At 60.8% G+C, this 20,927-nt stretch carries 20 protein-coding genes; 8 read left to right on the top strand and 12 right to left on the bottom strand.

Annotated elements, in window-relative coordinates; genetic code table 11:
* Positions 1–42: 42 nt before the first annotated feature.
* Positions 43–2,160: a sodium-translocating pyrophosphatase gene (locus B5477_RS14465; RefSeq protein ID WP_079700339.1), complete on the top strand. Its 2,118-nt coding sequence runs from the start codon at positions 43–45 to the stop codon at positions 2,158–2,160.
* A gap of 140 nt (positions 2,161–2,300) precedes the next feature.
* A complete protein-coding gene (rsgA, locus tag B5477_RS14460; protein WP_079700338.1) occupies positions 2,301–3,368 on the top strand; it encodes a ribosome small subunit-dependent GTPase A in 1,068 nt (355 codons plus the stop codon).
* Between the two features lie 64 nt (positions 3,369–3,432).
* Here rsgA and B5477_RS14455 read toward each other — a convergent pair whose 3' ends face one another.
* Positions 3,433–4,533: a hypothetical protein gene (locus B5477_RS14455; protein ID WP_079700337.1), complete on the bottom strand. Its 1,101-nt coding sequence runs from the start codon at positions 4,531–4,533 to the stop codon at positions 3,433–3,435.
* Positions 4,534–4,763: 230 nt separating this feature from the next.
* On the opposite strand from B5477_RS14455, the gene B5477_RS14450 reads away from it, so the two are divergent.
* Positions 4,764–5,411, top strand: coding sequence for a uracil-DNA glycosylase (locus B5477_RS14450; protein ID WP_079700336.1), 648 nt, complete (start codon positions 4,764–4,766; stop codon positions 5,409–5,411).
* Between the two features lie 151 nt (positions 5,412–5,562).
* Positions 5,563–6,138 (top strand): phosphate propanoyltransferase, encoded by a 576-nt coding sequence (gene pduL, locus B5477_RS14445; protein WP_079700335.1) that lies wholly within the window; start codon positions 5,563–5,565, stop codon positions 6,136–6,138.
* Between the two features lie 69 nt (positions 6,139–6,207).
* On the opposite strand, the gene B5477_RS15395 is transcribed toward pduL, so the two are convergent.
* Genes B5477_RS15395 through B5477_RS14420 form a run of 5 tightly spaced genes read right to left on the bottom strand, consistent with a single transcriptional unit; the run spans position 6,208 to position 11,486 of the window.
* Positions 6,208–6,639 carry a VOC family protein gene (locus B5477_RS15395; protein ID WP_242942211.1) on the bottom strand — a complete coding sequence of 144 codons (432 nt, stop codon included), beginning with the start codon at positions 6,637–6,639 and terminating at the stop codon, positions 6,208–6,210.
* Positions 6,640–6,664: 25 nt separating this feature from the next.
* Positions 6,665–7,603 (bottom strand): hypothetical protein, encoded by a 939-nt coding sequence (locus B5477_RS15390; RefSeq protein WP_079700334.1) that lies wholly within the window; start codon positions 7,601–7,603, stop codon positions 6,665–6,667.
* Complete coding sequence (locus tag B5477_RS14430) at positions 7,600–8,469, bottom strand: DNA alkylation repair protein (RefSeq protein WP_159449077.1); 870 nt, start codon at positions 8,467–8,469, stop codon at positions 7,600–7,602. Before B5477_RS14430 ends, B5477_RS15390 begins: the two co-directional genes overlap by 4 nt.
* Before the next feature lie 19 nt (positions 8,470–8,488).
* Positions 8,489–10,066 carry a DHHW family protein gene (locus B5477_RS14425; protein WP_079700332.1) on the bottom strand — a complete coding sequence of 526 codons (1,578 nt, stop codon included), beginning with the start codon at positions 10,064–10,066 and terminating at the stop codon, positions 8,489–8,491.
* A 10-nt stretch (positions 10,067–10,076) separates the two neighbouring features.
* Positions 10,077–11,486, bottom strand: coding sequence for an MBOAT family O-acyltransferase (locus B5477_RS14420; RefSeq protein WP_079700331.1), 1,410 nt, complete (start codon positions 11,484–11,486; stop codon positions 10,077–10,079).
* A 178-nt stretch (positions 11,487–11,664) separates the two neighbouring features.
* Between B5477_RS14420 and B5477_RS14415 the strand changes: the two genes are divergently transcribed.
* The 4 genes from B5477_RS14415 to B5477_RS14400 all read left to right on the top strand — a co-directional run bounded on the left by B5477_RS14415 (position 11,665) and on the right by B5477_RS14400 (position 16,654).
* Positions 11,665–12,558: a DMT family transporter gene (locus B5477_RS14415; RefSeq protein WP_159449076.1), complete on the top strand. Its 894-nt coding sequence runs from the start codon at positions 11,665–11,667 to the stop codon at positions 12,556–12,558.
* Between the two features lie 153 nt (positions 12,559–12,711).
* Entirely contained in the window at positions 12,712–15,459 is a 2,748-nt protein-coding gene (gene secA, locus B5477_RS14410; protein ID WP_079700329.1) for a preprotein translocase subunit SecA, read from the top strand.
* Positions 15,460–15,624: 165 nt separating this feature from the next.
* Positions 15,625–16,266, top strand: a complete 642-nt coding sequence (locus B5477_RS14405) for a helix-turn-helix transcriptional regulator (RefSeq protein ID WP_079700328.1) — start codon at positions 15,625–15,627, stop codon at positions 16,264–16,266.
* Between the two features lie 16 nt (positions 16,267–16,282).
* On the top strand, positions 16,283–16,654 hold the full coding sequence (locus B5477_RS14400; protein WP_079700327.1) for a RidA family protein: 372 nt from the start codon (positions 16,283–16,285) through the stop codon (positions 16,652–16,654).
* A 48-nt stretch (positions 16,655–16,702) separates the two neighbouring features.
* On the opposite strand, the gene B5477_RS14395 is transcribed toward B5477_RS14400, so the two are convergent.
* The 6 genes from B5477_RS14395 to B5477_RS14970 form a co-directional block, all read right to left on the bottom strand.
* Positions 16,703–17,098, bottom strand: coding sequence for a NifB/NifX family molybdenum-iron cluster-binding protein (locus B5477_RS14395; RefSeq protein WP_079700326.1), 396 nt, complete (start codon positions 17,096–17,098; stop codon positions 16,703–16,705).
* Positions 17,095–17,493, bottom strand: a complete 399-nt coding sequence (locus tag B5477_RS14390) for a DUF134 domain-containing protein (protein WP_079700325.1) — start codon at positions 17,491–17,493, stop codon at positions 17,095–17,097. Before B5477_RS14390 ends, B5477_RS14395 begins: the two co-directional genes overlap by 4 nt.
* A 144-nt stretch (positions 17,494–17,637) precedes the next feature.
* Complete coding sequence (locus B5477_RS14385; RefSeq protein ID WP_079700324.1) at positions 17,638–18,321, bottom strand: TIGR02453 family protein; 684 nt, start codon at positions 18,319–18,321, stop codon at positions 17,638–17,640.
* The gene (locus B5477_RS14380) at positions 18,318–19,169 is read right to left on the bottom strand and encodes an RNA polymerase sigma factor (RefSeq protein ID WP_079700323.1); all 852 of its coding nucleotides are present in this window, start codon (positions 19,167–19,169) and stop codon (positions 18,318–18,320) included. Before B5477_RS14380 ends, B5477_RS14385 begins: the two co-directional genes overlap by 4 nt.
* Before the next feature lie 88 nt (positions 19,170–19,257).
* A complete protein-coding gene (locus tag B5477_RS14375; protein ID WP_079700322.1) occupies positions 19,258–19,734 on the bottom strand; it encodes a TrmO family methyltransferase domain-containing protein in 477 nt (158 codons plus the stop codon).
* A 241-nt stretch (positions 19,735–19,975) separates the two neighbouring features.
* A complete protein-coding gene (locus B5477_RS14970) occupies positions 19,976–20,155 on the bottom strand; it encodes a hypothetical protein (RefSeq protein ID WP_143533605.1) in 180 nt (59 codons plus the stop codon).
* Between the last annotated feature and the right edge of the window lie 772 nt (positions 20,156–20,927).

Raw genomic sequence — 20,927 nt, 5'->3', positions numbered from 1 at the left:
AGAGGATTTTCGGATTCTCAATTTGAGTATGGAGGGTTTTGCATGAGTCTTACCATTCTGGCCCCGGCCGGCTCGATCCTGGCGCTGCTTTTCGCACTCTATCTGGCGCGCAGGGTTTTAAAGGCCGACCAGGGCACCGACCTGATGAAAAAAATCTCGGGCGCGGTGCAGCAGGGGGCCAACGCCTATCTCAAGCGGCAGTATATGGGCGTTTTGATCTTCTTCGTTGTGATGTTCGTCGTACTCTTGATCCTGGCAATGAGCGGTTTCCTTACCATGTTCGTGCCCTTTGCTTTTGTCACGGGCGGCTTCTTCTCGGGCCTCAGCGGCTTCATCGGGATGAAGATCGCCACGGCCGCCAACTCCCGCACCGCCAACAGCGCGCGCCACAGCCTCAACAGCGGGCTGCGCGTCGCCTTCTCGGCGGGCGCGGTGATGGGCTTCGTCGTGGTCGGGCTCGGGCTGTTCGATATTTCCTTCTGGTACTATTTCCTGAAATTCTGGTATTCCAATCCCGCCCACCTGGTGCTGGCGGCGGGCCAGGCGCTCGAGGACGCCCAGGTCCAGGCGATCACCTCGGCCATGCTCACCTTCGGCATGGGCGCCTCTTCCATGGCGCTCTTCGCCCGGGTGGGCGGCGGGATCTTCACCAAGGCGGCCGACGTGGGCGCCGACCTGGTCGGCAAGGTCGAGGTCGGCATCCCGGAGGACGACCCGCGCAACCCGGCGGTCATCGCCGACAACGTCGGCGACAACGTGGGCGACGTGGCCGGCATGGGCGCCGACCTGTACGAATCCTACGTCGGCTCGATCATTTCCACCGGCGCGCTCGCGGTTGCCGCCGGGCTGGGCTTCCATGGGGTGACCATCCCGATGGCGATGGCCGCGATCGGGATTCTCGCTTCGATCATCGGCTCGTTCTTCGTCTCGACCAAGGAGGGCGCCAGCCAGAAAAACCTCCTGAGCGCCCTGCGCCGCGGGGTCTGGATCAGTGCCGGGTTGATTGCGATCGTCGCTTTCCCGCTGATCTACTTCGGGCTCGGGTCCCAGTACATAGGCCTTTATTTTGCGATCCTTTCGGGACTTTGCGCCGGTATTTTGATCGGCGTGGTCACCGAATACTACACCTCGGACAGCTATAAGCCGACGCGCAAGCTGGCGGGCTCCTCCCTGACCGGCCCCGCCACCATCATCATCAGCGGCCTGTCGCTGGGGATGCTCTCCACCGTGCTGCCGGTGCTGATCGTGGGCGTGTCGGTGCTGGTGAGCTACTACGTTTCGGGCGGCGGCGCGGACTTCAACATGGGCCTTTACGGGATCGGCCTGTCCGCCGTGGGCATGCTCTCAACGCTGGGCATCACCCTGGCCACCGACGCTTACGGCCCGGTCGCGGACAACGCGGGCGGAATCGCCGAGATGGCCCACCTGGGCGAGGAGGTGCGCGAGCGCACCGACGCGCTGGATTCGCTGGGCAACACCACCGCCGCGACCGGAAAGGGCTTTGCCATCGGCTCGGCCGCGCTGACCGCGCTGGCGCTGATCGCCTCCTACATCGCCGAGATCAAGGTGCTGGCGCCCGACTTTGTGTTCGATCTGTCGATCACCAATCCGACCGTGCTCGTCGGCCTCTTCGTGGGCGGTGCGCTGCCCTTCCTCTTCGCCGCGCTGACCATGGAGTCGGTGGGCAAGGTGGCGCAGAGTATAGTCGTCGAGGTGCGGCGGCAGTTTAAGGAGATCACCGGCCTGATGGACGGCAAGGTCGATCCCGACTACGCCAAGTGCGTGGATATCTGCACCCGCAGCGCGCAGCATGAGATGATCCTGCCCGCCCTGCTGGCGGTCGCCGCGCCGATCATCGTCGGATTGGTGCTGGGGGTCAACGGGGTCGCCGGGATGCTCGCGGGCGCGACGGTGACCGGGTTCATCCTGGCCGTGATGATGGCCAACTCCGGCGGCGCCTGGGACAACGCCAAGAAGTACATCGAGGGCGGCGCGCACGGCGGCAAGGGCAGCGAGGCCCACAAGGCCGCCGTGGTGGGCGACACGGTGGGCGATCCGTTCAAGGACACCTCCGGCCCGTCGATCAACATCCTGATCAAGCTCCTGTCGATGGTCTCGATCGTCTTCGCCAGCCTGGTGGTGGCCTTCTCGATTTTCTAAAATTTACAATACGCGGGCCGGCGTGGTTGTCCGTCTTTACGGGCATAATCACGCCGGCTCTGTTCATCTTAACAAGGGGGGATGGTTTATGGGTGTTCCGGTATGTTTAAAACGAAACAACCGCTTCAAGGAGGCCATATATGATCGATTTAAAGGAATACGGCTATGACGGGCCGCTGGAACCTGTAAGCGGGCTGCTGCCCGGGCGGGTCACCGAGCAGCACCGCGACCGGTACAAGGCCGTCTGCTTGCGCGGCGAGGTTTGGGCGGCGCCCACCGGTTCATTTTTTTACAGCGCCGGGCAGCAGCAGGATTTCCCCTGCGTGGGGGACTTCGTACTGCTCCAATACAATGAAACCGGGGACAGCAGGATCACTGGGCTGCTGCCCCGCCGCTCCCAGTTTTCCCGCTCTGATTTCGGCGGGCACAAGGCCGAATACGCCAAAGGTGTGCAGCAGCAGGTGGTGGCGGCAAATTTCGACTATGTCTTCATCCTGTCTTCCCTCAACCGGGACCTGCGCCTGAGCCGGCTGGAGCGCTACCTCTCGGCGGCGCTTTCGAGCGGCGGGCAGCCGGTGGTTCTGCTGACGAAGGCCGACCTCTGCTTTGAGGTGCAGCCTGTGCTCGAGGAGGTCCGCCTCGCCCTGCCGGGCGCCCCGGTTTACGCCCTCTCCAGCCGCACGGGAGCCGGTATGGAGGAGCTGGAGCGCTATCTTCTCCCGGGGAAGACGGCGGTTTTCCTCGGGATGTCCGGCGTGGGCAAGTCCTCGCTGCTCAACGCCCTGGCGGGGCAGGAGGTGATGAAGGTGCAGGGCATCCGCGAGGACGACAGCCGCGGACGGCACACCACCACCCACCGGCAGCTCTTCCGGTTGCCGGGCGGCGCTCTGGTGATCGACACCCCGGGAATGCGGGAACTCGGGCTCTGGGACGCCGACGAGGGAATCGGCAGCGCGTTTTCCGACGTCGAGGCGCTCTTCCCCCTTTGCCGCTTCCCGGACTGCCATCACCAGAGCGAGCCGGGCTGCGCCGTTTTGGCGGCGCTGGAAAGCGGAGAGCTCTCCCGCGCGCGGTGGGAGCAGTATCTCGCTCAGAAACGGGAGAACGCCTTCACCGCCGAAAAGTCGGAATACCTGCAGGAGAAGCGGGCATGGCAGCGCTCCCTTTCCAAGCAAATCCGGCAAATGAAAAAGGGTCCGAAGTTTTAAAAAGCAAAAATTGCCCCCCGCTCAAGCTGATGGGCGGGGAGCGGCTTTTTTTAAAGCAGAATATTCAGTCCTTATCGCCGCGGCAGAAAATTTCGATGGTTTCGTCTCTTTTGCTCTCCAGTCGGGAAAAGTCCATCGCCTCGATATAGAAGCTCTCCAGCTCGTCATGCAGCTCTTTCGCCGCCGCGAGGTACTCGGTGGACTGGTGGAGCATCTCGAACGCCGCCTTGCGGTTGAAGGAGAGACGCTGCTTCTTCTGGCGCAGGGCCTCCACGTCGGTGAAGCGGCGGGCGTGCAGGGTGCGGAACGCCTCCAGCTCCAGCGGATGCACCCGGTTGGAGGTCATGAAGCCCAGCGAGAGCGCGGGGATAAAGAGGTGCTCGATCTTCTCGAACGGCGCGCTCGGGCAGTAGCAGGTGATGATGTCGTATCCCCGTTGTAGCGCGAGGGCGCGCAGATGGGAAAGCAGGATCCGCGAGGAGGCGGAATACTCGTCGTCGATGACATAAATGCGCTCGGCCAGCGCCTTGGCGGTATCCTCCAGCACCAGCACCCCCTTGTTGCAGATGGCGCTGATGAAACGGATGTCCTCGTGGGGCGGGTCGTGGCGGACTCCGCCGCCCAGCTCCCTGTTGGCGAGCCGGCCGGCAAAGTCCCGGATCTTATCCTGATTGGTGCACTCCAGCGCGAGGCGGTAGTTGTCGCTGATCAGCGCGCTGTAAGCGGCGAGGAAACGGGTGGACTGCTCGTGCATCCCCGAAATCCTGCGGTTGAGCTTCATGATTTCATCCCGGTGCGCGCGCAGCTTGGCGCTGTCCCAGCACTCGCACAGGTTGACGATCTCATCATAGGCGCCGGGGAATTTCGGCTCCAGGGTATGCGGCGCGGTGCCGTCCGCGATGGAGGCTTTGCGGTCGTGGAAGATCACCCCGTCGAGCGAGTCGCAGTCGGACGAGCAGTATATTTCCTCTATGTAGCTGTCGTTATCCTTCATGGCGCAGGCAAGGTTCTTCATCAGGGTGCTCTTTCCGCTGCCCGGACCACCTTTTATTATATACGTACTCCAGCTGTCTTTCTGGCGTTCCAGCTGGTCAAACCTCGAAACAAAGCCCTGCGGTGTGTTTGCGCCCAGGAAAAACCGCACAAGCTTGACGCCTTCGGTCATACTGTTTCCTCCTTCAGAGAGTATTCTTACTTTCTAGTTTATGATATTCCAAACGGCTTGTTTATGATACATTGCATTTGTTTTACAGCCGCCGGACATCCCTTTAGACGCCGCAGACACGGCCTTTGCCGCCCGCACCGCGCTGGAGTCTAAGGCGAATGATTGCAATCCGCTTTGCACAGTGCTATCATGGGGACAAACCAAGGTTTACTGAGTAGGGGGGATTATAATTGGCAACCGAAACGGCGGCGCCCGAGGGGATGAGCGCCGCGGCGGTGATGAAGCGCGCGCGTGAGGCCCAGTCCCTCGAGCAGCTCGAACAGCTCTGCTTTCGCTGTGAGGGGTGCCCGTTTTGCTCGCTTTGCACCTATAAGATTTTCGGCTACGGCAACGAGCACGCGCCGATCATGTTTATCCAGACCAACCCGTCGCGGGAGGAGGACGAGTGCGGCGAAATCCTGGTGCAGGACGCGGGGGAGATCTTCGACTTTCTGCTGGAAAGCGTGGGGATGAGCCGCCAGTCGAACATCTACATCACCCAGCTGGTCAAGTGCATGCCGCTCTTTGGGCGCAGCCCGCGCAAGAAGGAATCGGCGTTTTGTATCAACACCTTCTTAAAAAAGCAGATCGAGCTGATCGCCCCCAAGGTGATCGTCACCCTGGGCAGCCTGCCCACCCAGACGCTGATATTGGGGCGCACCAACCTGGAGGACATGTGCGGGCGGTGGTACAAGATCGGGGATACCTGGTTTTTCCCGACCTATCATCCCGCGTCCTTCCTGCGGGGGAAGATGGTGTATTTCCGCAACATCGGGCTGGAGCATTTCCGCATCTTCCGCGCCAAGCTCGACGAACTGGGGATCGATCCGAACGCCTGAAAGCGGGCGCAAAATTACCTCTTGCAATCTATGCAGAGAGGCTTTAAAATGTTAAGTGGAAACGGCGCCTTTAGAAAGCGCCGCGCGGCCGGGCTTTCGCAGAGGCCTTGCCGCAGACCCGCATACCTCTGCGAGGAAATGGAGTACAGATATGGACAACAAAGTATTGGTTGAAACCTCCGCACGCCATGTGCATGTGACCGAGCAGGACCTCGAAACCCTCTTTGGCAAGGGCGCCAAGCTGACCAACAAGAAGGACCTTTCCCAGCCGGGGCAGTTCGCCTGCGTCGAGCGGGTGACGGTGGTGGGCCCCAAGCGCGAGCTTGCCGGCGTGACCATCCTCGGGCCGACCCGCAGCGCGACCCAGGTCGAGCTCTCCTTGACCGATGCGCGGAGCATCGGCGTTGCCGCCCCCATCCGTGAGTCGGGCGATATCAAGGGCAGCGGCGCCTGCAAGCTGGTCGGGCCCTGCGGCGAGGTGGAGCTTTCCGAGGGTGTGATCGCCGCCAAGCGCCACATCCACGCCACCCCAAGGGACGCCGAGGCGCTGGGGCTTTGCGACAAGCAGATCGTCAAGGTCAAGGTCGATTCCGACGGGCGCAGCCTGGTGTTCGACGACGTGGTGGTCCGGGTGCGCGGCGACTTCGCGCTGGCCATGCACATTGACACCGACGAGTCCAACGCCGCCGGATGCGCCGGCGAGGTCTACGGCGAGATCATCAAATAATCTTCTGTTAAAAAACCCGCCCCGGGCGCTTAAAGCGTCCGGGGCGGGTTTTTTGCATGCAAGTCCTGATTACATCCAAGGCATAATGGGAGGAAGCAGACAGAACGGATGTCCCGCAGGGTCGAGCATCACCCGCCAGCGATCATCGAATTGGATTTCAGACATGGCGGCGCCACATGCCAGAGCATGCTTCACGGCTTCCTCCACATCCTTGACATGGAAGTCCAAATGCGCCATCTGCTGTTGTTCTTCCCGTTCCGCAGGCCAAACGGGCGGCACATAATCGTCCGCCTGCTGAATGGTAATCCAGGTTGGAAGGCCCTTCTGCTCCAGGTCCGTCAAGACTGTATATTCTTCACCTTTGAACCGCGTCCAGCCGAGCAGCCTTTCATAAAATGCAGACAGCTCGTCTGCATGATCGGAATCCAGGACAACATTCCATCCCACAAGATCAAGCGCCAAAATATCCCCACCTTCTGTCGGGCTCGCCTTTTCTGCCAACGGCGAGCATCCCTTTTTACTGCCCCTAGCGTCCGTACTCCTCAATGGCCTGGTAAAGCTGCTGCCACTGCTGGAAGAGGGTAAGGCCCGCCTGTTCCTCCCGCACCTGCCGCCGCAGGCGGGTGGAGGGCCCGACCCGGTCCGGCAGGGCTGCGGCGATCTCCTCGTCCAGCTGCCGGTAAGCCGCCTCGCAGGCGGGGCGCGCGATTGCCGCCGCCTCCAGCACGGTGGCGTAGTCCCTTTGGCCCAGCTCCTTTTGCAGGCCCTCGCGCAGGCAGAGCATCCCCGTTTGGTAACGGTACCCAAGGTCGCAGAGCACCAGCTCCCCGGTTTGGGGAGGGAGGAGGCCGGCGAGCGTCTCGGTATCGGCATAATACAGGGTATCCTTGGGGAAGGAGGCGCCCACGGTCAGCGCGCGCAGTTCGATCGTGCCGTCCCGCACGTCCCGCACCGCCCAGCGCATGGCGTCCGAATCGTCCGTGCGCACCGCGCCCGTCAGATCGTTTCGCACCCCCAACAGGTACTGCCTGCCGCAGTAGAAGGCGCTCTGCACCTCGTAGCCGTACCGGCTTCGCAGCGGAGCTGACAGGAGCTCCTGCACCGTGGGAGCGTTCAGCGCGTCGTTCATCTGGGAGAAGGAGCTGAAGGTGAAGTCGGCCTGCAGCGCGGCGAAGGCCGGCAGCGCCTGCGCCAGCGCATCGGACTCGGCAAAGACCACCTGCGCGCCGCTCAGCATCGGATCCTCCCAGTGCTGCAGCTGAACTCCCAAGCGGTTCCCCGAGAGCCGCTCGATGTCGTCGCAGAAGTCCTCCAGCACCCGCAGCGCCGCTTCGGGGCAGTCCTTCGCCACCGCCACCGCCAAAACCGCCGCCTCGGGCAGCTGCCCCGCGTTCTTCGCCTGCCGGCCGCAGGAGCACAGCGGCAGCGCCATGGCCAGCAAAAGGGCCGTCAGCCGCCGCCTCATACCTTGCTCTCCTTTTCCTGCTGCTCGCACCGGGTGCTCTCCACCAGAGCGCGGATGCGCTCATACTCCAGCTGACGCACTCCGGGCGCCTTCGGCTTGCGGGGGCGCCCCCCGCCCTCGGCGCGCTCCTCGGCGCGGCGCTGGGCGCGCAGCATGCGCTCGCGCTTTTGCAGCACGTCCTGCAGACCGCGTACGGGCTGCTTATCGCTCTGCGGAATATCCCGGAACGCCAATATTTTTCGCACGGCGGTCAGCTTGGTCTGATCGCAAAGCCCCGAGCGCACCAAAAACCGGCCCGTCTGCTGCGGATAGCTGCGCCAGGCGTAGGAAAGCAGCCAGGCCTTCGCGTACTCCACGAAATGCTGCTCGGTGGGATAACGCTCCATCACCTTGCAGATCCGCTCAAAATAGGCCGGCTCGTCCAGATAGTAATAGAGCATCAGCACATACCCCAGCCGCGCGCGGTACTCCTCGCCGCTGGCCACCAGGTCTTTGACAAAATCCCAAAACAGCTCCCGGCGCTTGCCCACGATCTTGAGCGCGGCGGCAAAGGTGTCGCAGACCGACCAGTTGTCCACGAAATCCATGAACGAGTCCACGATATACATGTACTCCACCAAATCGTTGTAGGTCGCCCTGCCGATCACCATCGCCGAGAGCATGGCGTGCTCGTAGGAGGTGGGCACCATATAGAAATCGACATAGGCCGCGGCATCCGCCCCGCTGATCGTCTTGGCCAGCGCCCGGATATCCCGCAGCGGCACGCCGTAGACCGGCAGGCTGGTGCTCACGGTGTTCTGCACATAGGCGCGCACCGTCTCGCTGGTGTGGGATTTGAAATACTTTACCAGATTGAGCTGGAACACCCGGCTCCCTCCTTTTGATTTAGTCGTCTCTCTTCTTTTCCCAGTAGTCCCGGTCATACCCGCCCGAACGCTTCTCGGGCTTCGAGGAGCTGGATGCCTTTTCCTCATCCTCCCCGCCCTCGGAGGAGCTCTCCTGCGAGGATGCCTCCTCCTTTGGCGCGGGCGGGTTATAGGGCAGGAAGGTCTGGGTGCGCAGCCGCTCGATCTCCGAAATGCGCACCGCGGTGTTGGCGGCGAAAATATTGTTGATGAAGAGCAGCTCGTTGATGCCGTGCTCCTTCATATAGTCGACCAGGTTGAGCTGGAAATAGCGCTGGTCCACCACGTAGACCTCCTCATAGTGGTTGACCAGGAAGGGGGAGAAGGCGTTGCCGAAGGATTCCTTGACCACCGCGATCTTCCGCCCGTTCTTGATGTTGGTGGTGATCTTGGTCAGTGGATAGTCCCCCTGCAAAAAGACCGAATAGCTGTTGGGGCTCTTGGCGTACTCGCCCAGCAGGGTGGTCTCCCGCCCCTGGTAGGGCGAGCCGCGCAGGTATTGCTCCACCTTGTGCGGGGTGGGGATGATCCAGTAATCCACATGGTCGGGGTTCTTGAGCAGCGAGGAGTTCTGCGTCTGGGTATAAAGGCTGCCGATAAAGTTTTCCAGCGTGCGCTTCTCCATACTCTCCAGCGGCACCGGCTCAAAGCCCGCCTGCTCACAAAACGCCTGATAGGCGTAGTAGGCCCCGAGCCCCGTCCAGTGGTGGTCGGTGGCGAAATAGAGGTACTCGTCATTGTGGAGCAGGAGGTTTGTATAGGCGTCCACCGGCTTGATCCCGGGCTCCAGAAGGGAGTAGATGAAGTCGATGTTCGGCTTCTCGGGCGAAGTGATGTCCTGCAGCCGCTCGGGCAGCGCAAACTCGATGTGCGCGGGGACAATGAGATTATAGATCTGCGCCGAATCGCCCAGGGCGGCGTGATAGTCGTTGATCGCCTGCGCATAGCGGCGGGAATTCTGCTCACTGGGTGAGAAGAGCGGCAGCGCCTGGCCCTTGTAGATAAAGACCGAGCCGTACTGCTCGCCCATCGCGCCGTCATCCGCCACCGTGGGGATCTCGGGCGTCTCCTCGGCGGGGGTCTCGTACCCATTTTCCACCGGCACGGCCGAATCCTGGGGCTCGGGCCGGGACGGCGCCGGGGAGGGCGTCTCGTCCTGATGAACCGGGTCGGGCGCGGTGTGCAGCCGCCCGCCCAGGTCCACCCCGAAGTCCTCCTGGATATTTGCCGCCGCGCGCACGAAATTCTCGCGCAGCGGGAAGCTGTCGGAATAGTAGAGCTCCAGCTCCTCGATGTACTTCCCCGAGACAAGGCCCTGCAGCGAAAAGTGTGGCATCTCCTGCAGGCTGCGGTTCTCATACTCCGACACGGTGGGCTTTGGAAGCACCAGCGAGAGCACGCCAAAGGACGCGAGCACTCCCACCAGGAGGATCACGTTGAGCTTGGAGGTCACCCGCCAATGGCTGTCCCGCCGCCGCAGGGCGGCCCCGGTGTTGACCAGGTCGGCGTAGCCGGCGTTATATTTGCGCGTGCGCTTGCGGTTTTTGGGGGTGTACATGTGTTTACCTCTAAAAGCGGAAATATAAGAATGGATTGAAGCTCTGGCCCACCAGCAGCGAGGTGCACAGGAAGAGCAGGGCGAAGTTCATCACCGTCTCGCAAAGGCGAACCAGGACCATCTGGCGGTGGCTGGCGTACCGGGCGATCAGCGCCTTGACGTGCGGCACCACCGGCAGGCAGAAGAGCAGCGCCACGATCAGCCAGAGAAGGTTGTTGAGGATCACCAGCCCCACCTTGGTCTCCCAGAGCGGCGCGCCCGAGAGGCCGAACATCACGCCCAGATACCCCCGCAGCCGCCCGAAGTCCTCGAAGTAGAAGAGCGTCCAGCCCAGCAGCGCCACCACGAGTAGGTAAAGATGGGAAAAAACGAGCGGGAGCCGCCCCAGGACCTTCGAGAGGAAGAGGCGCTCCAGGGCGATGAACACCCCGAAATAGAGCCCCCAGAGCACAAAGTTCCAGCTCGGGCCGTGCCACAGCCCGGTCAGGAACCAGACGATGAAAAGGTTGAGATACTGGCGGCGGCGGTTGCCGCCCAGCGGGATATAGACATAGTCGCGGAAAAACGAGCTCAGCGAGATGTGCCAGCGCCGCCAGAACTCGGTGACGCTCCTGGAAACGTAGGGGTAGTTAAAGTTTTCCTGGTAGTGGAAGCCGAAGACCTGCCCGAGGCCGATCGCCATATCCGAATAGCCCGAGAAGTCGTAGTAGATCTGCAAACCGAAGAGCAGCATGCCAAACCATGCCCCGGCCACCGACAGGGTGCCCACGGGCGCGCCGGTGAACCCCTCGAGCAGCTTGCCGGCGACGTTGGCGATCACCACCTTCTTGGTCAGCCCGCAGAGCATGCGCGTCAGCCCCAGGCTCACGTCCTGGCTGGTGGTACGGCGCTCGTCTATCTCGACGGCGATCTGGCTGTAGCGCACGATCGGGCCCGCGACCAGCTGCGGATAGAGCGAGACGTACATCAAAAGCTTGTAGTAGCTCTTCTGGGCGGCCACGTCCCCGCGGTAGACGTCCACGACATAGGAAATCGCCTGGAAGGAATAAAACGAAATCCCGATGGGCAGGATGAACTGCGGCACCGGCAGCGAGAGGCCGAGGGCGGCGTTGACGCTCGAGACGAGGAAGCCGCTGTACTTGAAGAGCCCGAGCAGCGAAAGGTTGACCCCCACCGAGACCGCCAGCGCCAGCTTGGCGGCGAGGCGGCCGCGGCTGCGCTCGATGATCCGGCCGTTGCAGTAGTCCACCCCGACAGAAAACATGAGGACAAAGACCCAGACCGGCTCTCCCCAGGCGTAGAACAGGAGGCTGAAGAGAATCAGCACCAGGTTGCGGTATGTCTTGTTTTTCGACAGGTAATATAGTATGATATTGAGCGGCAAAAACAGGTAAAGAAAAATGAGATTTGAAAACACCATGAAAGCAAAGCCCGCCCTTACATTTGTCCTATCCGCCTGAAAAAACGCGCCGCGGCGGATGATACTCCCTTTAAAAAAGAGCGCTAATACTGTTATTATACTATCTTTGCCGTTTAATGAAAAGCATTTGCTGGAAATTTTGTATTGCGGCCCAACCGGCCCAAAGGAGGAGCCCGCCATGCCGAAAACCACTGTTTTTCCCCTTCGCCGCCTGGGCGCGCTCTCACCCGCCGGCGCCACCGGCTGCATGCTGCTGTGCGGCGTGCTCTGGAGCTTTGGGGGACTGTTCGTCAAGCTGCTGCCCTGGCACCCGGTGGTGATTTCGGGCGCGCGCGGGCTGATCGCCTGCCTTTCGCTGCTCGCCTTCTGCAAGGCAGCCAAAATCCCGGTGCGCCTGACGGGCCGGGGCGTACTGGGCGGGGCCTTCCTTTGCGCGACGCTGCTGAGCTACGTGCTGGCCACCAAGCTGACCACCGCGGCCAACGCGATCGTGCTGCAGTACACCTCCCCGGTCTTCGTCATGCTGCTGTGCGCGCTGATCTACCGGCAGCGCCCACGCGGCGCCGATATGCTGGTGGTGCTCGTCACCCTCTCAGGTATAGCCCTGTTTTTCCTCGAACAGCTGACCCCCGGCGGACTTGCGGGGAATCTGGTGGGCATACTAAGCGGTGTGGCCAACGCCTCGTTTTACGTCTACTGCGCCAATGCCTGCAAGGAGGAGAGCGGCCCGTTCGGGGTGATCATCCTCGGGCAGGGGATGACCTTCCTCGTTTCGCTGCCCTTCTGGTTTTTGGCCCCGCCCGTTCTCGGCGCGGCGCAGATCGGCTCCATCCTCTTTTTGGGCCTGGTGCAGCAGACCCTGCCCTATATCCTCTACGCCTATGCCATCCGGCGTTGCCCGGCGCTCACCGCTTCGCTGGTGTCGGTCGCCGAGCCGCTGCTCAATCCCCTGTGGGTGCTGTTGGCGGTGGGGGAGCGCCCGGGAACGCTCTCCCTGATCGGGGCCGGGGTGGTGCTGCTGGCGGTGACCGCCTGGTGCCTGAATAACCAGCGCCTGGGAGCCAAAGTTTAAACTATATACATGATTTATTCAAGATATATTTGACATATTGGAGGGGAAAAGTGTACAATAACAATATGTGCATTTTTGTCCGTATTCACGGCATGATGATAGGATTGGCGTCCATAGCGGCGCCGGATAAGAAAGTTTTGAGGTGAGGCATTCGTGGGATTGCTCAATAAGGTATTTGGTTCCTATTCCCAGAGAGAGGTAAAAAAGATTCAGCCCATCGCCGACAAGGTACTGGCGCTGGAGGAGGATTTTAAGCGCCTCTCGGACAGCGAGCTGCGGGGGATGACCGATAAGCTCAAGGGGCGCCTGGCCGCCGGCGAGACGCTCGACGACATCCTGCCCGAGGCGTTCGCCACTTGCCGCGAGGCGGCCGACCGGGTGCTGGGCATGCGCCACTTCCCGGTCCAGATCATCGGCGGGATCATCCTGCACCAGGGGCGGATCGCCGAGATGCGCACCGGTGAAGGCAAGACCTTGGTGGCCACCCTGCCCGCCTACCTCAATGCACTGGGCGGCAAGGGCGTGCACATCGTCACCGTCAACGACTACCTGGCCAAGCGCGACAGCGAATGGATGGGCAAGGTTTACCGCTTCTTGGGGCTCAGGGTGGGCCTGATCGTACACGCCATCGAGCCGGATGCGCGCAAGGAGATGTACGACTGCGACATCACCTACGGCACCAACAACGAATTTGGATTCGACTACCTGCGCGACAACATGCAGATCTACAAGGAGCGCATGGTCCAGCGCGGCTTCAACTACGCCGTCGTGGACGAGGTGGACTCCATCCTCATCGACGAGGCGCGCACCCCGCTGATCATCTCGGGCAAGGGGGACAAGTCCACCGACCTGTATAAGGTCGCCGACCAGTTCGCGCGCACCTTAGGCTACATCAAGGTCAAGGAAGTCGACACCAAAGAGGACAACGACGACGTCGACGCCGACTACATCGTGGACGAGAAGGCCAAGACCGCCACCCTGACCCGGCGCGGCGTCAAAAAGGCCGAGAAATATTTCAACGTCATCAACCTGATGGACGCGGAAAATACCACCCTGCAGCACCACATCAACCAAGCCATCAAGGCCCACGGGATCATGACCCGCGACATCGACTACGTGGTGCGCGACGGCGAGGTGCTGATCGTCGACGAGTTCACCGGCCGCCTGATGATCGGCCGGCGGTACAACGAGGGGCTCCATCAGGCCATCGAGGCCAAGGAAGGGGTCGAGGTCAACCGCGAGAGCAAGACCCTGGCGACCATCACCTTCCAGAACTACTTCCGCATGTACGACAAGCTCTCCGGTATGACCGGTACGGCGATGACCGAGGACGCGGAGTTCCGCGAAATCTACGGCCTGGACGTGGTGGAGATCCCCACCAACCGCCCGGTGCGCCGGATCGACCACACCGATGTGGTTTATAAGACCGAGAATGCGAAATTTAACGCCGTCATCGACCAGATCGTCGAGTGCCACGAAAAGGGCCAGCCGGTGCTGGTGGGCACCATCTCGATCGAGAAGTCGGAGCACCTGTCCAAGATGCTCGGAAAGCGCGGCATCAAGCACGAAGTGCTCAACGCCAAGTACCATGAGAAGGAAGCGCAGATCGTCGCCCAGGCCGGTAAGTACGGCGCGGTGACCATCGCCACCAACATGGCCGGGCGCGGCACCGACATCATGCTCGGCGGCAACGCCGAGCTGATGGCCAAGGAAGACCTGGTGAAAGCCGGCTACTCCGAGGAGGTTATCAACGAAGCCACCGGCTTCGCGGACACCGACAACGAGGAGATCATCGCCGCGAGAAAGCTCTTCCAGGAGCAGATGGCCGCGCACAAGAAGGTGGTCGCCGAGGAGGGCGAGAAGGTCAAAGCCGCCGGCGGGCTCTTTATCATCGGCACCGAGCGCCACGAGTCGCGGCGTATCGACAACCAGCTGCGCGGGCGCGCCGCCCGCCAGGGCGACCCCGGCGAGACGCGCTTTTACCTCTCGCTCCAGGACGACCTCATGCGCTTGTTCGGCGGCGAGCGTACCGCGGGGCTGATGGACACCCTCAAGATCGAGGAGGACATGCCCATCGAGCACAAGATCCTGGCCAACACCATCGAGGGGGCGCAGAAGAAGGTCGAGGCGCGCAACTTCGGGATCCGCAAAAACGTGCTGCAGTTCGACGACGTGATGAACAAGCAGCGCGAGATCATCTACGGCCAGCGCAACAAGGTCCTCAACGGCGAGGACATCGCGGACGTCATCTCCAAGATGATCGACGACACCATCGAGAAGGCGGTCGCCCTCTACCTGCCCCAAGGGGTCGCGCACGACGACTGGGACTTCAAGGGCCTGCGCACCCATTTCCTCGGGTGGATCACCGTCCCGACCGACTTCAGCGAATATGAGGACGTCGAAAAGCTGGCCGACGCGAATGCCGACGACGTCTGCGAGATGATCAAAAAGCGCGCGCACGAGATCTATCAAAAGCGCGAGGAGATGTTCACCCCCCGTTTCATGCGCGAGCTCGAGCGGGTCATCCTGCTCAAGAACGTGGACCTGCACTGGATGGACCACATCGACAACATGGAGGAGCTCAAGAAGGGGATCTACCTGCGCTCCTACGCGCAGAAGGACCCGGTGGTCGAGTATCGCCTCGAGGGCTTCGAGATGTTCGACGCCATGATCGACTCGATCCGGGAAAACACGGTGCGCCACCTCTTCACCGTGCAGGTGCGCACCGACTCTGAGGAGCCCAAGCGCGAGAAGGTCGCCGACGACAAGGACATGGTCGCCTCGGGCGGCAGCACCGAGCCTGAACAGAAGCAGCCGGTGCGCAAGGGCCAGAAGGTCGGGCGCAACGACCCCTGCCCCTGTGGGAGCGGTAAAAAATATAAGAAGTGCTGCGGCCGCTGAGCGGTGTCGCAGCAAAACCGGGCCCGCGGCAAATGCCGTGGGCCCGGTTTTTGGATTTGATAACTTTTTCTCGCCAAACCACAGAAAAAAGGATTTACAAACCGGAAAATCATGCTACAATAAAGGCATACAAGAAATTTTTCTCACAGAGAGGGGCTGGGAGCGTTGACCAATCGTGAACGTCTCGAGCGTTATTTCCCGATTGCGGATTTCATCCAGGCGATGACGGGCCCCAACTGTGAGGTGGTGATCCACGACCTGAGCGATTTATCGCACTCGATCATCTACATCACCAGCCCCGGCGTGACCGGGCGGATGGTGGGCGGGACCATCACCGATTACCTCTTGGGGCTGTTTACCGAACGGCAGTACGAGCAGAAGGACTTCCTCGTCAACTACACCGGCCGCGGCCCGAAAAACCGGCTGCTGCGCTGCTCGACCTACTTCATCCGGGAGGAGGGCGAGCTCATCGGGCTGATGTGCGTCAACATCGACATCAGCGAGCTGATTCACGCCCGCGAGGTGCTGGACGCCGCCCTAATGATCGATGAAAGCCAGCTGCCCGAGCACCGCGCCAAGGAGGATTTCACCCTTTCGGTGGGGGAAATCATCGCACACGCCATCTCCGAGGCGACCATGGGCGCCGATGCGTCGACCCTTTCCCCCGAGCAGAAATGCCGGGTGGTGCAGGACCTTTCGGGGCGGGGCGTCTTCCTGGTCAAGGGGACCATCCCCTCGGTGGCGGGGCTGCTGGGCGTTTCGGAACAAACCGTATACCGTTACATCGGCAAGATGAAAAATGAATAGATTGGAGCGTGTCAGAATGAAAACAGTCATTGATACCAAAAAGGCGCCCGGTGCGATCGGGCCGTATTCCCAGGCGATCGTGGTGAACGGGATGCTCTATACCTCCGGCCAGATTCCGATAAACCCGGCCGACGGCAGCATCCCTGAGGGGATCACCGCCCAGACCGAGCAGGTGATAAAGAATATCGCCGCCATCCTCGAGGAGGCCGGCACCTGCTTCGAGAACGCGATCAAGACTACCTGCTTTATCGCGGACATGGGCGATTTCGGCGCCTTCAACGAGGTCTATGCCAAGTACTTTACCGGGAAGCCCGCCCGCTCCTGCGTGGCGGTCAAGACCCTTCCGAAGAACGTGCTCGTCGAAGTCGAGGTCATCGCGGTCATCTAACTATGAAAAAGGCGTGCCGGGAGGAAACTCCCGGCACGCCTTTTTGTTTTAGTGACAGGTTCCGCCGCAGCTGTGCCCCTGGCAGTCCCCGTGACCTTCTCCGTGGTGGTCGTGGTGGCTGCAGGTGGTGTCCGGATCGTATTGCAGCCTGCCTTCGAGCAGGGCGCGCACCGCCTCGTCCGCACTTCCGCTCGCCCCGGGGTAGAGGGTGATCCCGGCCTCGGCCAGCGCCTGCCGGGCCCCGCCGCCGATCCCGCCGCAGATCAGGGTATCCACCTGCATGTTTTTGAGCGCGCCCGCCAGCGCGCCGTGGCCGGTGCCATCCATATGCACCGTGGTGGCAAGGGTGACCGCTCCGTCTTCACAATCGTAAATTTTAAAGCGCTCGGTATGCCCGAAGTGCTGAAAAATCTGTCCGTCCTGATAGGTTACTGCAATTCTCATAATGACTCCTTCTTTTCCTGTTCTTCACGCTCCGCACAGCAGGGGACCGTCCGCCCCATCCTGCGGCAGTGGCGCCGGTGACGATGGGGCCGCTCCTCCTCGCTGCACAGGCGGTAATTTCCGCCCTCGATGGTCAGCCGCCTGCCACCGACAATGGACTGGGCAATTTTCTTGCGGGCGCTGTCGTAGATGGCGCTCACCGTCGAGCGGGCCACCTCCATCTGCTGCGCGCACTCCTCCTGGGACAGCCCTTCCAGATCGATCAGCCGGATGGCCTCATATTCGTCCACCAGCAGCACCACGGGGAGCAGCGCTTCCCCTTCGCCCCCGTCGGGCAGGAAGCGGCTGGTGCGCGGAAGGGCGCAGACCCGGCGGCATTTTGGGGGTCTGGGCATCTTGACTCCTCCTTATTCCTGACATATGTCGATTATTATTATACCCCATTTCCGGTATATGTCAAGAATAAATTTTAGAAAACAAGAGAGGCGGGCGGCAGATAAAATCTGCCGCCCGCCTTCCTGCCGTTTCGCCGGGGACCGCTATTTCCCCGGGCGCTGCGGCATGACGAAGCCCGTAAGCGCCTCGTTGAGAAAACCGTTGAAGGGCCTCATGGCCGCGAAGGTTTCGATAGCCTCGTCGAGAAAGCCCTCCCCGAGCAGCTGCCGGTCGGTCACCGGCACCTCGAGATACCAGCTCTTGTACTTTAAATACTCCGCCTGCGGATGATCGCTCTCATATCCCTGCGGCACCCTCTTGAGGCGGGAGCCTTGCGGGGTAAAGCGGCTGGCGAACGCGGGATCGCTTAGCAGCCGCTGCCATTCGCCGCCTTGGGCCGCGATCCGCTGGCGGACCATGTCGGTGGCGTCCTTGAAGCAGTCGGCGAAGAGCCCGCCGCCCAGAAAGGAGCGGTCTCCCGGGCGCAGGAAGAGGAAATACCCCACCGGGATGGGCAGCTTGCCCTTGGGACCGATGTGTGCGCGGAAGGCGGGGTTGTAGGGGGACTTGTCCTGGCTGAAGCGGGTGTCCCGCATGAGCTTAAAGCAGAGCTCCCCCGGTTTTGCGGGTGGGATGGACCCGTCCAGCTCGCGCAACCGCAGCAGGAACGCCCCCACCAGCTCCTCGAACTGCCGGGCGGCCGCGCGGTACTCCTCCTTGTGCGCGTGAAACCATTCGCGGTCGTTGTTCTGCTCGAGCGCCGCGAGGTAGTCGAGAATCTGTTTCATCCGCACACCGCCTCCTCCCGGTCCTGAAGCACCGTGCCGAACTCCCGAGAGGCGATCAGGGAGCGCACCCAGTCCCGCGTCTGCTGCGGCGCGCGGTAGTGCGGCAGGGCGGCGAAGACCTGCGAGGCGTCGTCGAGCTGCTCCATCGCCTCGGTAAAGTTATCGAGCCGCTGCAGCGACTGGAAGTCCAGCCGGCCCGGGTCGATCCGGTGCTGGGCGATGGCGTAGTCCACCCGCCGCTTACATGAGCAGCGCCCGGTGCCGCTCAGGCCGCAATATTCGCCCAGGAAGTTCGCCACCTTGCGGCGGATGCGCGAAAGGCGCTGGCGGTAGGCCTCGGGGGTCGTCTCCAATATTTCGGCGGCGATCCGGCTGTCCAGGCGGAACATCGTGCCCAGCACGAAGATGCACCGGCTCTGCGGGTCCAGGCACTGAAGCATGACGTTGGTGCAGGAGTATTTCAGTTCCTGCTCCAGTAACTGGCGGTCCACGCCGCCGCTGAGGTCCCCCACATCCTGCTCCCGGCCCCCGGCGATGTCCGCGCCGTAGTGCTCGAAGCTCAGCGGCCGCTCATCAAACCGGCTTTTGCGCACGTCGCGCAGGTGATTGACCGCGATCCGGAACACCCAGGTGGATAAGCTGCTCTCCTGCCGGAAGGTGGAGAGGCGGGTCATCACCTTGATCAGGATTTCCTGGGTGGCATCCTCGGCGTCCGGGACCAGCCCTAGCATGCGCAGCGAGAGGCCGAACACCATGTCCTGCACCCCGTCAAGAACCTCCGCCAGCGCCTCCTGTTCTCCAGCGACGGCCCGCGCGATCAAATCCTTTTCCAAATCCATGTTTTTCATTTTTTATTCCTTTCCTGAAAGCAGTGTCTATACTTCCGATTTATTAGACCGCGCCGGAGGAGGCGTGTGACAGATTTCGTGTAAATTTTTAGAAAGAAATTTCGCGCTCCCAATCGAAGTCCCCGCTCGCCTCCACGCTCTCCGGCCAATGGCTGCACCAGACGGGCACGGCGGGGTGCTCCACCCGGTCCAGGCTGGGGGTATAGGGCTTTATGTCCAGCACCGGACTACCGTCGTCGGCATCGAGGTAATCGAGACGGATCACCCCATTTCCCTCGTCGAGCCCGATGATCCCGGCACAGGAGAGTGCAAGCGGATTGGGCCGCCGGGGCGAACGGGTGGCAAAGACGCCAAGGTTCTGCGGCCCCTTCGCATAAGGGTGCTCCTCGCTCAGGCTCGCGCGGGAGGCCGGGTCGTCGCAGCCACTGAACCACCAGAGGGCTGTCAGATGGCCAAAGCCCGCAAGGCCCGCGAGCCCCTTGCGGTAGGCGGGAAGAAGCTCGATTTGGAACCCGTTTTCCGAAACGTGCACCGCGCCGATCGGGTTGACTGTCAGAGAATCCATAAAAATTTCCTCGTTTCGATTTGATTTTTACGGTACCGTGTCTCCAGTATAGCAGGGCTTGCTTATACTACAAGCCCCAATTTCTGCAAAATTACCTGGCGGGATTTTGGCTGACATTCGGGTAGGCTTCAATCTGGTCCTCGTATTGCCGGCCGCGGGCCGGGCCCCCGACTGCAGGGGGCTTTTCTAGCGCGTATCATTAGGGGGCTGACGGAAACCGTCAGCCCCCTTGATCGTTATTTTATTGTTTCACCAAATGTTCGGCAAACCGCTGTCCGGCCCCGGTGAGCGCGGGGAGCAGGTACTCCCGATTGAAGCGGGTGACCGGCGGCCGGTCAAGGGCGAACATCGCCATATGGTACAGCGTCTGCTCGAGCCGATCCAGGCGCTGGATCGCTCCGCTCAGGCAACGAGCAGACAATTTTTCCTTATGTATGGCGATTAAAAATAAAAAGAACTTGTTTTACAAGTCGTTTTTATTTGCAGTAAATAGAAAAAGGCCCGGAGCGCGAATTGGCTCCAGGTCCTTGCCTGGTGGTCCGAGTGTTCATAAGGACAAACTCCAACCCCTCGCATAAAATCAGTGTTTACTGACTATCAACAAACAAATATTATACGACAGGCACTTGTTTGGATAACAGGTGCTTTGTTCATGTCCTTATTCAGAAGAATGGAAACGGTCTTCATAGAGGAGCTTGTTATATTTTACCATGCTTACAAAGCATTTCTCTTAAAAACCGTTCTTCTAGTTTAGCATGGTTTCCATTTTCAAAATAAAAATTAGTAAAATGGCTTAACAACAATTTGGGTATCCCCATATCTGCCAAATCGGGCTCATAACTACGCTCGAGAACTTCAACTAAAATTTTAGGACGCCTCGAACCACTATTACGGTTATTTTCACTGAAACGCAAATTAAGGAACGATTAAAACGCTTTAAAGTCATCATCGCTGCGACTGTTTAATTTGAGCAAAAGGGAATGCCATACACTTGGCTTGACAACTAAAGGGACGGTCCCAGGCATAAGCCCACGTGACCAATTGCATAAATTCCCATCTGTTGAAATAAAAAAGTTGTGTATAACAAAAGCAAAATTCCCTTTTCAAAAGAACAAGAAAACTCAAGTTCTTCCGAAAAGGGAATGGTGCGAGCATTCATAACGACAAACTCGTAAAACCGCATGAAATAAAAC

The organism is Provencibacterium massiliense (genome assembly GCF_900169495.1).
GTDB lineage: Bacteria > Bacillota > Clostridia > Oscillospirales > Ruminococcaceae > Harryflintia > Harryflintia acetispora.
The sequence above is the reverse complement of the archived record's forward strand: the minus strand, read 5'-3'. Positions and strand labels throughout refer to the sequence as shown.